The 12,073-nt window shown below is 67.3% G+C and carries 8 protein-coding genes; 5 read left to right on the forward strand and 3 right to left on the reverse strand.

Annotation, left to right across the window (positions count from 1 at the left end; genetic code table 11):
- Window positions 1–6: 6 nt before the first annotated feature.
- Complete coding sequence (gene ctpL / locus ACTJJX_RS01240; protein WP_003106229.1) at window positions 7–1,980, reverse strand: methyl-accepting chemotaxis protein CtpL; 1,974 nt, start codon at window positions 1,978–1,980, stop codon at window positions 7–9.
- 77 nt (window positions 1,981–2,057) lie between these two features.
- Window positions 2,058–3,686 (reverse strand): diguanylate cyclase GcbA, encoded by a 1,629-nt coding sequence (gcbA, locus tag ACTJJX_RS01245; RefSeq protein WP_016852179.1) that lies wholly within the window; start codon window positions 3,684–3,686, stop codon window positions 2,058–2,060.
- A 352-nt stretch (window positions 3,687–4,038) separates the two neighbouring features.
- Between gcbA and ACTJJX_RS01250 the strand changes: the two genes are divergently transcribed.
- The 4 genes from ACTJJX_RS01250 to speA all read left to right on the forward strand — a co-directional run bounded on the left by ACTJJX_RS01250 (window position 4,039) and on the right by speA (window position 8,384).
- Window positions 4,039–5,109: a DUF2333 family protein gene (locus ACTJJX_RS01250; protein WP_003106226.1), complete on the forward strand. Its 1,071-nt coding sequence runs from the start codon at window positions 4,039–4,041 to the stop codon at window positions 5,107–5,109.
- Between the two features lie 3 nt (window positions 5,110–5,112).
- On the forward strand, window positions 5,113–5,649 hold the full coding sequence (locus tag ACTJJX_RS01255) for an NUDIX hydrolase (RefSeq protein ID WP_003095369.1): 537 nt from the start codon (window positions 5,113–5,115) through the stop codon (window positions 5,647–5,649).
- 203 nt (window positions 5,650–5,852) lie between these two features.
- Entirely contained in the window at window positions 5,853–6,224 is a 372-nt protein-coding gene (locus ACTJJX_RS01260; protein ID WP_003106225.1) for a translation initiation factor Sui1, read from the forward strand.
- Between the two features lie 249 nt (window positions 6,225–6,473).
- The gene (speA, locus tag ACTJJX_RS01265; protein ID WP_003121112.1) at window positions 6,474–8,384 is read left to right on the forward strand and encodes an arginine decarboxylase; all 1,911 of its coding nucleotides are present in this window, start codon (window positions 6,474–6,476) and stop codon (window positions 8,382–8,384) included.
- Between the two features lie 242 nt (window positions 8,385–8,626).
- Here the strand turns inward: speA and ACTJJX_RS01270 are convergent, their stop codons facing one another.
- A complete protein-coding gene (locus tag ACTJJX_RS01270; protein WP_320535453.1) occupies window positions 8,627–9,781 on the reverse strand; it encodes a DUF1624 domain-containing protein in 1,155 nt (384 codons plus the stop codon).
- A gap of 141 nt (window positions 9,782–9,922) precedes the next feature.
- On the opposite strand from ACTJJX_RS01270, the gene cntO reads away from it, so the two are divergent.
- On the forward strand, window positions 9,923–12,049 hold the full coding sequence (gene cntO, locus ACTJJX_RS01275; protein ID WP_004347776.1) for a pseudopaline transport outer membrane protein CntO: 2,127 nt from the start codon (window positions 9,923–9,925) through the stop codon (window positions 12,047–12,049).
- Window positions 12,050–12,073 lie beyond the last annotated feature (24 nt).

Below are 12,073 nucleotides of genomic sequence, written 5' to 3' on the forward strand. Positions count from 1 at the left end.
GCAGGGTCACAGGCGGAAGGCCTGCACCGTGGTGCGCAGGTCGCCGCCCAGTTGCCGCAGTTGCTCGCCCTGTTCGCGGCTATGGCCGATCAGCCGCAGGTTTTCCCCGCCCAGGGCGTGGATGCGTTCGCTGTGCGAGCGAATCTCGCCGACCGCCTGGCTCTGCTGGGTCGAGCCTTCGGCGATGCGTTCGGCCATCACGCCGATGGTATGGATCGCGGCGACCACTTCGTCCAGCGCGCCTTCCGCCGCGCCGGCCTGTTCGGCGGTGCGTTCGGCATGCTCGACCTGGCTGCGCATGGCCTCCACCGATTGCCGCGCGGCCTGTTGCAGGCGGCCGATGAGCTGCTGGATCTCCTCGGTGGCGCCGGCGGTGCGCTGGGCCAGCGAGCGGACTTCCTCGGCGACCACGGCGAAGCCGCGGCCCTGGTCGCCGGCGCGGGCGGCCTCGATGGCGGCATTGAGGGCGAGCAGGTTGGTCTGTTCGGCGATCGAGCGGATCACCGTCAGCACGCTGCCGATGGTCGCCGACTCCTCGGCCAGGCGCTCGATCGACTGGGCGTTGCCTTGCACCTCGTCGACCAGCTCGCGCAGGCCGCCCAGGCTCTCGCCGATCACCCGCTGGCCATGCTCCACTGCCTGGCCTGCGCTGCGACTGGCGTCGGCGGTCTGGCTGGCGTCTCCGGCGACCTGCTGGATCGCCGCTTCCATGTCGCCGAGGGCGTCGCGGATCTGCCCGGTATCGCCGGCCTGGCGCTCGACCCCGGCGTGCAGGCCGCTGCTGACCTCGGCCAGGGTCTGGCTGCTGCCGGCGACCTGTTCGGCGCGGCGGTGGATCGCGCCGACCAGCTCGGCGAGGAAGCTGCGCAGGCGGTTCAGCGAATCTTCCAGGTTGCGCAGGTCCTCGGTGCGGGTACGCAGGGATATGGGGCGCGAGAAGTCGCCGTCGGCCCAGGCCGAGAGCGCCGGCACCAGTTGCCCGAGGACCCGCGCCAGGCGTCTTTGCAGGCTGTCGATGGCGAGGGCGATGAGCAGGATCAGGGCGATCATCCCACCCTGGATCAGGCGTACCTGGCCTTGCAGGCGCTGGCGTTCGCCGCGCACCTGCGGTTCCAGGGTAGCCAGGGCCTGGCGCACCGCGTCCAGTCTGGCGCCGGTGTCGGCGGACAGTTGCTGGCGACGCTCGATCAGGTCGCGGGTGCGGCGCAACTCGTCCGGATAGCGTTGCAGCAGGCTGGCGAGTTCGCGCCGCAGCGCCACGCCGCGGTCTTCGGCATTGCCGGCGCCAGCCTCGGCGTCGCCGGCCAGCCCCATCATGGCGGCGAAGTCGTCGCTGGCCGAGCGTTGCTCGTCGAGCACGCCGAGCAGCGGCAAGGCCTCGATCCGCCCGGCCTGCTCGCGCAGGTTGGCCAATTCGCGCTCGACGTCGCCGGCCAGGGCCGGGTTGGCGCTTTCCACCAGCTTGGCGCGGGCCAGGCTGAGGCGGGTCAGGTGCAGGCTGGCGAGCAGCAGCGGGGTGCGGTAGACGCCGGCCTGGGGCTGCCCCGCCGCGGCGTCCAGGTAGGCGGACCATTGTTCCAGGTTGCCGGTGAGGTCGCGCTCGGCCTGTAGCAGCAGGCCCTGCGGGTCGCCGGCGAGCTTGCCGGCGGCGAGCAGGTCGCCGGCGCTGAATTCGCGCAACTCCGCGAGGCTTGGCGCGAGGGTCCGGGCGAGGTCCGGCGGTAGCTCCGGCAAGGCCTCGGCGAGGCTTTCCAGGGCTTGCAGCGCGGCCTGCTGGCGCACGGCGTCGCCGCTGCCGAGGTACTGGCGGATGTTGCGCGCGACCTGTTCGTCGAAGCGCTGCGACAGCTCCAGGTACTGGTCGAGCAACTGGAAGGGCCGCTCCATGGCGCGTTGCGACCACCACAGGGTGATTCCCAGGGCGAGGCAGACGGTGAGCAGGAGCAGGGTGTTGAGGTTGGTGAGTTGCTTGAGGCGCATGGCGAGTCTCGTCCGACTACGGAACGGCGAGACCGCAGGTTATTTCCGTTCGGTTACCGGCTGATGACAAAAGGCCATTATCGAGCGTCGGGACGATATACCTCGATCCGGTTGCGCCCGCCGTGCTTGGCCCGGTACAGCGCTTCGTCGGCCTGCTTGGCCATGCTCTTGATATCGAGGTCCGGGGTCAGCTCGGCGATGCCGCAACTGAAGGTGCAGCGCAGGTCGGTCGGTTGCGCCGGGTAGTGGATCTCGGCGAAGCGCTGGCGAATCTCGTCGAGCACCAGGCGCGCGGCGTCCAGGTCGGTGTCCGGAAGGACCACGGCGAACTCTTCGCCGCCATAGCGGCCGATGTGGTCGGTCTTGCGCAGGCGTTGCTTGAGGAACAGCGCCAGGCCCTTGATCACCCGGTCGCCCATGGGGTGGCCGAAACGGTCGTTGACCTGCTTGAAGTGGTCGATGTCGAGCATCGCGAAGCTCAGCGGACGGCCATCGCGACGTGCGCGCAGACGGGCGTCCTCGAGCAGTTGCAGGGTATGGGTGTGGTTGTACAGGCCGGTCAGGCTGTCGCGCACCATCCGCGCCTTCAGGCTGCGCGCGCGGCTGGCGCGGGTGCGCACGGTGGCGATCAGGTGGCGCGGGCGGATCGGCTTGGTGAGGAAGTCGTCGCCGCCTTCGCTCATGGCGTCCAGCTGCTTGTCCAGGTCGTCCTCGGCGGACAGGTAGATGATCGGCACGCTGACGTGGCGCTCGTGCTGGCGGATCACCTTGGCCAATTCGGTGCCCAGGCACTCGGGCATGTACATGTCGAGGATGATCAGGTCGGGCTGGAAGTCGCTCAGCTCGGCCATCACCGACAGTGGCTCGGTGAGTGCGCGGGTGATGATCCCGGCGCTGTTGAGGACCATCTCGGTGTGCAGCGCCTGGGCCCGGGAGTCGTCGACGATCAGTACCCGGTAGGGCTCGTAGAAGCTCAGGCGGCTGAGGGTCTCGATCTTTTCCAGCACGCTGGAGGCGTCCAGGGTGCCGGTGAAGAATTCCTGGCCGCCGGCACGGGCCGCGGCCAGGCGGGTCGGTGTGTCGGTCTCGCTGTCGCTGAAGAACAGCACCGGCAGCTTGTGTTCGAGGCCGGCCTGGGCCTCGCTGGCCAGTCGCAGGCCCATGTCGGGGCCGGCGAAATCGACTTCCATGACGATCGCCGCCGGGTAGCGTTCGCGCATGCTGGCGCGGAAGGCGTCGGCGGTCTCGCAGCTCAGCGCCTGCAGACCGAAGAATTCCAGTTGCTGGGCCAGGCGCTCGGCGCGTTCGCGGTCCTTCAGTGCCAGGTAGACCGGTTTGCGCAACGGCGGCAGGACGGTGTGCTCGAGCTGGTCGCCATGCCGCAGGCCGGTGCGCGACAGGCGCTGCATCAACTGGTTGAGTTCGCTGATCGACTCGCTGGAAAGCCGGCCGCGGTTGGCCTCGACGACGTCCAGGGTACGGTCGATGGCACCGGCCAGCTGGGCATGCTCGGCTTGCTCGAAGCGTTCGGCGTAGCGCTGCAGGCGCAGGGTGGCGTCGGCCAGTTCTTCCATGCCGTCGCTGTTCCACTCCGCGCGGGTCAGGCGTTGCCAGACCTCCAGAACCTGGCGCGCCTGGTTGACCACTCGCTGGGCGAAGTGGTGCTTCAGGCGGTCCAGGGTCGGGTCATCGTGCTCGGTCATCATGACGCGCTTCTTTCGTGGTCTTCGCGGCAGAGCGTCGCCGCGAATGATGGCTCTATGCTATCACCTATCGCCATGAAAGCCAGCGGCCGTTGGGCGGCTGACGAGAGGAGCCTTTTCTTTTCCAAATGTCATCCCCACCTGTTGGTGGGTGCCTTTGTGCGACGGACTACGGCATGCTTATGCCTGTTTCGGAAAATTCTCACTGAGCATTCCGGCACAAAACCGGCTTCCACTACGCTGAAAGCCGACGATGCCGAGGTTTTCGGCGTCCTGGAAGGGTTGGCGCTTGGCACGGAACGCGTTCGCCATGGTCCAATCCCCCATCTATCGAGCTGTTTTAAGGACCCTTGCCATGCTGGACTGGAAGAAGCGTCGTGGGACCATGCGCGATCGCGTGGACAATTCCGTGGATGATGTGCGTACCTACTTCGGCGGCCCCTGGCTGGTGCGCGTGGTGGGAGGCCTGCTGGGCATCTACCTGCTGGTGGCGATGCTGGTCGGCTGGTACTGGAGCCAGGAACCCGACCTGTTCCCCGTGCAGCAGGACGCCCAGGCCGCCGCCGAGCGCGCCGGGCGGCAGATGGTCACCGGCTACACCACGGTGGAGACCCTCAAGGAAGTAGTCGATACCCTGCTGACCAAGCCGGGCGGCTACATCTCCAACGACATCTTCCCGCCGGGCATCTGGATGGACAACATGCCCAGCTGGGAGTATGGCGTGCTGGTCCAGGTGCGCGACATCAGCCGGGCGCTGCGCAAGGATTTCGCCCGTTCGCAGTCGCAGTCCACCGAGGACGCCGACCTGGCTCGCGCCGAGCCGCGTTTCAACTTCGACAACAAGAGCTGGGCGCTGCCGGCGTCCGAGTCGGAGTACCAGGAAGGCATCAAGTCGCTGGATCGCTACCTGGCCCGTCTGTCCGACCCGAACCAGCCCAACGCGCAGTTCTATGCCCGCGCCGACAACCTGAACAACTGGCTGGGCGACGTCGCCACCCGCCTGGGCTCGCTGTCCCAGCGCCTGTCGGCGAGCGTCGGCCGGGTCAAGCTGAACACCAACATCAAGAACCCCGAAGAGGTACAGCCGGGCGAGGCGCCCAAGGTCGAGGAAGTGGTCCAGGAAACCCCCTGGCTGCAGATCGACAACGTCTTCTACGAGGCCCGGGGCCAGGCCTGGGCGCTGTCGCACCTGCTGCGCGCCATCGAGGTCGACTTCGCCGACGTGCTGGCGAAGAAGAACGCCACGGTCAGCGTGCGGCAGATCATCCGCGAACTGGAGGCCGCGCAGGAGCCGTTGTGGAGCCCGATGGTGCTGAACGGCAGCGGCTACGGCATCCTGGCCAACCACTCGCTGGTGATGGCCAACTACATTTCCCGCGCCAACGCCGCGGTGATCGACCTGCGCCAGCTGCTTTCCCAGGGCTGACCCATGGCCGCGCCGATCAGCGCCGAAGAGGTGGCCCACCGGGCCGCCTCCGACGCCGAACTCATCGCCTGGGTCGACGAGCAGGACCGCCCGCTCGGTAGCCTGCCGCGCGCGGAGCTGCGCGAGCGCGGGCTGATCGGTCGCGGCACCTTCATCCTGCTGTTCAACTCCGCCGGCGAGCTGTGCGTGCAGCGCCGGACCCTGAGCAAGGCGGTCTATCCCGGGTACTGGGACCTCGCCGCCGGCGGCATGGTCCAGGCCGGCGAGCCCTACGCCGACTCCGCCGCCCGCGAACTGGAGGAAGAGCTGGGAATCCGCGACGCGGTCCTGCGCGAACATGGTCGCTTCTTCTTCGACGAACCGGGCAACCGGCTCTGGTGCGCGGTGTTTTCCGCCGTCTCCGATGCGCCCTTGCGCCTGCAGGCGGAGGAAATCTCCGAGGCCCGCTTCATCCGTCCCGAACTGGCGCTGGAGGAGGCTCGCAGCTTGCCATACTGCCCCGATTCCCTGCAGGCGTTGCGCCTGTACCTGGACGCCTGAGCCGCGGATGTCGCCATTTCACCGATCAATGGCGCATTTTCGCTCTTAGCATTTGCTCGCAATGCTGCTAAATTGCGCGACCTTTTCGGGCGGTCCCCATGCCGCCCCTGCGCAGCCCCTGCCTGAGTGGGGCGTCGCGGTCGGCTCCCGCCGGCCATCGTTGTTGACCTGGCCCGTCGAGGCCATTCTGGGGGAAACGCCCGGTGGTCAAAAAAGCTTCGTCCCTGTCCGCCCTCGGCGGGCTGGTGTATTCCACGGATGGCGGCCGGCATTGCCCGGACTGCCAGCAACCCAAAGACGCCTGCATCTGCGGGCAGGCCGTAGCGCCTGTCGGCGACGGGATCGCGCGCGTGCGCCGCGAGACCAAGGGCCGCGGCGGCAAGACGGTGACCACCATCAGTGGCCTGCCGCTCGCCGGCGATGCGCTCAAGGAGCTGGCCAGCGCGCTGAAGCGGCGCTGCGGCACCGGCGGCAGTCTCAAGGACGGCGTGGTGGAGATCCAGGGCGAGCATGTCGAACTGCTGATCGACGAACTCCTCAAGCGCGGTTTCAAGGCGAAGAAGTCCGGCGGCTGACCGCGTTCTCCCCTGCAGAGAGCGGGCAGGTCCGGCACCGCGAGGCCGCGCCAGCCCTTTCCCTAGATGGGAGACTGCGGATACCCGCATGAGCGGATTTCCTCGGCTTTCCTAAACTACCGCCCAGTGTGGCGGTCAACACGGCAACGTCACATCCTCCGGCTAGCCTCCACCACAGGCGTGCCGGCCCAGGGCCATCCGGAGATCCCGGCGCCCGCCCGACCCCGAACATTGAGGAGATCACCGCGCATGGCCGCTCGACGGACTCGCAAAGACGATGGCAGCAACTGGACCGTGGCCGACAGCCGCGGCGTATACGGCATCCGCCACTGGGGTGCGGGTTATTTCGCCATCAACGATGGCGGCAATGTCGAAGTGCGTCCGCAGGGTGCCGACTCGACGCCCATCGATCTCTACGAGCTGGTCGGCCAACTGCGCGAGGCGGGCCTGAGCCTGCCGCTGCTGGTGCGCTTCCCGGATATCCTGCAGGACCGCGTGCGCAAGCTCACCGGCGCCTTCGACGCGAACATCGAGCGCCTCGAATACCAGAACCGCTATACCGCGCTGTATCCGATCAAGGTCAACCAGCAGGAAGCGGTGGTGGAGAACATCATCGCCACCGAGAACGTCTCCATCGGCCTGGAGGCAGGCTCCAAGCCGGAACTCATGGCGGTGCTGGCGCTGGCCCCGAAGGGCGGCACCATCGTCTGCAACGGCTACAAGGACCGCGAGTTCATCAAGCTGGCGCTGATGGGGCAGAAGCTCGGGCACAACGTGTTCATCGTGATCGAGAAGGAATCCGAGGTGCAGCTGGTGATCGAGGAGGCCGCCAACGTCGGCGTGCAGCCCCAGGTCGGCCTGCGCGTGCGGCTGTCCTCGCTGGCTTCGTCGAAGTGGGCAGACACCGGTGGCGAGAAGGCCAAGTTCGGCCTTTCCGCCGCCCAGCTCCTGTCGGTGGTCGAGCGCTTCCGCCAGGCCGGTCTCGACCAGGGCGTGCGCCTGCTGCATTTCCACATGGGCTCGCAGATCGCCAACCTGGCCGACTACCAGCACGGCTTCAAGGAAGCCATCCGCTACTACGGCGAGCTGCGCGCGCTCGGCCTGCCGGTGGATCACATCGACGTTGGCGGCGGCCTCGGCGTCGACTACGACGGCACCCATTCGCGCAACGCCAGCTCGATCAACTACGACATCGATGACTATGCCGGCGTGGTGGTCGGCATGCTCAAGGAGTTCTGCGACGCCCAGGGCCTGCCGCATCCGCACATCTTCTCGGAGAGCGGCCGGGCGCTGACCGCGCACCATGCGGTGCTGATCACCCAGGTCACCGACGTCGAGCGGCACAACGACGACGTGCCGAAGATCGTCGATCTCGACGAGCAGCCGGAGATCGTTCGCTGGCTGGCCGAACTGCTCGGCCCGACCGATGCCGAGATGGTCACCGAGACCTACTGGCGCGCCACCCACTACATCGGCGACGCCGCCGCGCAGTATGCCGACGGCAAGATCAGCCTGGCGCAGAAAGCCCTCGCCGAGCAGTGCTACTTCGCTATCTGCCGGCGCCTGCACAACCAGCTCAAGGCCCGCCAGCGCTCCCACCGGCAGGTCCTCGACGAACTCAACGACAAGCTCGCCGACAAGTACATCTGCAACTTCTCGGTGTTCCAGAGCCTGCCGGATACCTGGGCCATCGGCCAGGTGCTGCCGATCCTGCCGCTGCACCGCCTGGGCGAGGAGCCGGATCGGCGCGCGGTACTGCAGGACCTGACCTGCGACTCCGACGGCAAGATCACCCAGTACGTCGACGAGCAGAGCATCGAGACCAGCCTGCCGGTGCACGAGGTGAAGGAGGGCGAGGACTACCTGATCGGGGTATTCCTGGTCGGCGCCTACCAGGAGATCCTCGGCGACATGCACAACCTGTTCGGCGACACCGACTCGGTGAACGTCTACCAGCGCGCAGACGGCGGCATCTATCACGCCGGCATTGAGACCCACGACACCATCGAGGACATGCTGCGCTACGTGCACCTGTCGCCGGAGGAACTGATGACCCTCTACCGCGACAAGGTCGCCGGGGCCAAGCTCACCGCCCGCGAGCGCAACCAGTACCTGGATGCGCTGCGCCTGGGGCTGACCCGCTCGGCGTACCTGTCCTGACTGGCTAGCCCGTCGGCGACGGGAAGCGAACCAGGCAATGGCCGGCGGGCGCGAGGCGCCCGCCGGCCGTTTCGTTTCCGTTGTCTGGGAGTTCCGCGCAACCCTTCATTTCTACTTCCCTGCCGGCGGTGGACGTCGGCGTGGTTGCCTGCTGTGTCCGGCGGATAACGCTTCGCATCATTCGTCCTACCCGTGGGGGGGAAGGGCCGGACGTTTCCAGCGGCTCCTGGATGCTCCGCGCCTCAGAAGTATTTCAACCAGGCGATATCCCGCCGCCGCGCCTTGAAACCGGCGAACCAGTGCACCGCCGGGTACAGCGCCACGGCCAGCAGGATGCTGCACAGCCATAGCGCCGGCACCGAGGAGAAACCGAAGTAGTCGCCCCGGTTGGCGCCCCAGATCGCCAGCGCCAGCAGGTACAGCAGCTTCAGTAGGTAGAGATGCAGCAGGTAGAAGAACATCGGCGCTCCGCCGAACGCCACCAGGGCCTTGCCGCGACCGCTCCAGTCCAGGCGTTCGAACCAGGCCAGGAGCAGCAGGCCGATTCCCAGGGTGAGGGCGAGGAACAGCAGCGACGGCGGATACTTGGTGACGTTGAAGAAGCCCATCAGGGTGATCGCCGGCGTCTCGCCGAAGGCCCAGGGTTTCTCGCCATAGCCGTTGAGCAGGCGCAGCAGGATGAAGCCGAGCAGCAGCCCGCCACCGCCCGCCAGGAGGTAGCGTCGGCGCGTGGTTGCCGGCGTGGCGCCGCTGAACCAGTTGCCTGCGGCATAGCCCAGGGCGATCACACCGATCCACGGCAGCAGGGGGTAGGAGGTGCGCAGGCGCAGGGCGTCGCCCGCTTCGATCCAGCCGCGGTCGTGGAGCACCGCCCACGGCAGGTGCCAGGCCGAGCCGGGAGCGAAATGCAGCGGATCGAGCAGGTTGTGGCCGGCCACCAGCAGCACGCCGAGCGCCGCGAGCAGAGGGCGCGGCAACCAGAGCAGGGCGGCCAGGGCGAGCATGCTCAGGCCGATCGCCCAGATCACCTGGAGGTAGATCACCGTCGGCGGCAACTGGAAGGTCCAGGCGAAGTTCACCAGGGTCAGTTCCAGCGCCACCAGGAACAACCCGCGCTTGAACAGGAACGCCGAGACCGCCCGGCGTCCCTGGTGCTTCTCGCCGTAGAGGAATGCCGACAGGCCGGTGAGGAAGACGAACACCGGCGCGCACAGGTGCGCCAGGGTGCGGCTGAGGAACAGCGCCGGCTCGGTGCTGGCGACGTCCATCGGGTCGCCGACCTGGCGGTGCAGGAAAAAGGTCTCGCGGACATGGTCGAGCAGCATGAACAGCATCTCCAGGCCGCGCAGGGCGTCGATGCTGTGCAGGCGGGAGGAATTGGAGACGGAGTTGGGCATGGCTGGGCTGGTCGTCGGAAAAGAGGGATGAGTATCACAGCCTGGCGGCGAGAAGCGAGATAGAGCCGGGCATTGTATTGCGAGGCCGGAATCGAACTGGTAGCGTTATAGTATATCATTTCTTTTCTGGTGCGATTTCCCATGAGAGTCAGTGTGTCGCTTGTCCTCGGTGTCGGCCTCGGTTGCAGCAGTCCGGCGCTCTGGGCGGAAACGGAAAGTCCCGCGGAGCTGGAGGTCCTCACTGTCACCGCCGAAGCGGAGCGCGCGGAGGGCCCGGTGCAGGGCTACCGGGCCAATCGGACGGCCAGCGCGACGCGCACCGACACCCGTATCGAGGACATCCCGCAAGCCATCAGCGTGGTGCCGCGCCAGGTGCTCGACGACCTTGACAGCGCTCGTATCGAACGGGCGCTGGACTTCGCCGGCGGGGTCTCGCGGCAGAACAACTTCGGCGGCCTGACGATGTTCGAGTACAACGTCCGTGGCTTCACCACTTCGGAGTTCTACCGCGACGGCTTCAGCGCCAACCGCGGCTATATGAACGCCCCGGACAGCGCCACCATCGAGCGCGTGGAAATCCTCAAGGGACCGGCCTCCAGCCTGTACGGGCGCGGCGATCCCGGCGGCACGGTGAACCTGGTGACCAAGAAGCCCCAGGCCGAGCGCTTCGCCCGCCTGCATGCCAGCGCCGGCAGTTGGGACCGCTACCGCTCGACCCTGGACCTGAACACGCCGCTGGACGAAGAGGGCGACCTGCTCTACCGGATGAACCTGGCGGTGGAGGACAGCAAGGGCTTCCGCGACTACGCCGACGGCCAGCGCCTGCTGGTGGCGCCATCGTTCAGCTGGCAACTGGACCCGGACACCTCGTTGCTGGTGGAAGCCGAGGTGGTGCGCAACCGCCAGGTCTTCGACCGCGGCACCGTGGCGCCGCACAACCACCTGGGCAGCCTGCCGCGCTCGCGGTTCTTCGGCGAACCGGACGACGGCAAGATCGACAACAACAACGAAACCCTCCAGGCCACCCTGCGCCATCACTTCAACGAGCAGTGGAGCCTGCGCCTGGCCAGCCACTACAAGCATGGCCACCTGGACGGCTACGCCTCGGAGAACTCCAGCCTCGCCGCCGACGGCTACAGCCTGCGCCGGGAGTACCGCTACCGCGACTTCGAGTGGCACGACAGCATCACCCAGCTCGACCTGCTCGGCGACCTCCATACCGGCTCGATCCGCCACCAGTTGCTGATGGGCCTCGAGTACGAGCGCTACCACAACGACGAACTGATCCTGCGTAGCATCCCGTCGCGCAACCCCTATGCCATCGACATCCGCCGGCCGGTCTACGGCCAGCCGAAACCACCCTTCGGACGCGACGACCGCAACCACGAGGAAGTCGACGCGATGGCCCTCAACCTGCAGGACCAGATCGAGTTCAGCGAGAAATGGCGCGGCCTGCTCGGCGTGCGCTTCGACCGCTACCGCCAGGACATGAACGCCACGCGCCTGAACAATGGCCGCTTCCGCGACACCAGCTCGCAGCAGACCCAGCGTGCCGCCACCCCGCGCATCGGCGTGCTGTACCAGGCGACCCCGGAGGTCGGCCTGTTCGCCAACGCCTCGAAATCCTTCAAGCCCAATGGCGGTACCGACATGGCCGGCAAGGCCTTCGACCCGGAGGAGGGGCGCGGCTACGAGGCGGGGGTGAAGCTCGACCTGCTCGATGGCCGGCTGGGCATGACCCTCGCCGCGTTCCACCTGAAAAAGAAGAACGTGCTCACCGCCGACCCGAGCAATCCCGGTTACCAGCAGACCGCCGGCGAGGCGCGCAGCCAGGGCTTCGACCTGCAGTTCAGCGGCCAGCTCACCGAGCAGTTGCGGCTGATCGGCGCCTACGCCTATATCGACGCCGAAGTGACCAAGGATGAGAACATCGCTCGCGGCAGCCGCCTGCTCAACGTGCCGAAGCACAGCGGCAGCCTGATGGGCGTCTACGAGTTCCGCGAAGGCTGGCTGCACGGCGCCGATGCCGGCGCGGCGGTCAACTATGTCGGCGAGCGCGCCGGCGACAGCAGCGACAGCGGCTTCGAACTGCCGGCCTACACCACCGTCGACCTGCTCGCGCGCTATCCGCTGGCGAGCAATGCCACCCTCGGGGTGAACGTCAACAACCTCTTCGATCGTCGCTACTACGAGCGTTCCTATAACAACGTCTGGGTCGCCCCCGGCGAGCCGCGCAACCTGACCATGAGCCTGACCCTGAACTACTGAGCCCTCTACCGCCGCCAGGAAGCC

Origin of the sequence: Pseudomonas sp. 22490 (assembly GCF_052044465.1) — a bacterium.
GTDB classification, from domain to species: domain Bacteria; phylum Pseudomonadota; class Gammaproteobacteria; order Pseudomonadales; family Pseudomonadaceae; genus Pseudomonas; species Pseudomonas aeruginosa.

What these genes read in the sequence shown, in the direction of transcription:
- ctpL (WP_003106229.1), bottom strand. Translation starts at nt 1,980, where the DNA reads ATGCGCCTCAAGCAACTCACCAACCTCAACACCCTGCTCCTGCTCACC.
- gcbA (WP_016852179.1), bottom strand. Translation starts at nt 3,686, where the DNA reads ATGATGACCGAGCACGATGACCCGACCCTGGACCGCCTGAAGCACCAC.
- ACTJJX_RS01250 (WP_003106226.1), top strand. Translation starts at nt 4,039, where the DNA reads ATGCTGGACTGGAAGAAGCGTCGTGGGACCATGCGCGATCGCGTGGAC.
- ACTJJX_RS01255 (WP_003095369.1), top strand. Translation starts at nt 5,113, where the DNA reads ATGGCCGCGCCGATCAGCGCCGAAGAGGTGGCCCACCGGGCCGCCTCC.
- speA (WP_003121112.1), top strand. Translation starts at nt 6,474, where the DNA reads ATGGCCGCTCGACGGACTCGCAAAGACGATGGCAGCAACTGGACCGTG.
- ACTJJX_RS01270 (WP_320535453.1), bottom strand. Translation starts at nt 9,781, where the DNA reads ATGCCCAACTCCGTCTCCAATTCCTCCCGCCTGCACAGCATCGACGCC.
- cntO (WP_004347776.1), top strand. Translation starts at nt 9,923, where the DNA reads ATGAGAGTCAGTGTGTCGCTTGTCCTCGGTGTCGGCCTCGGTTGCAGC.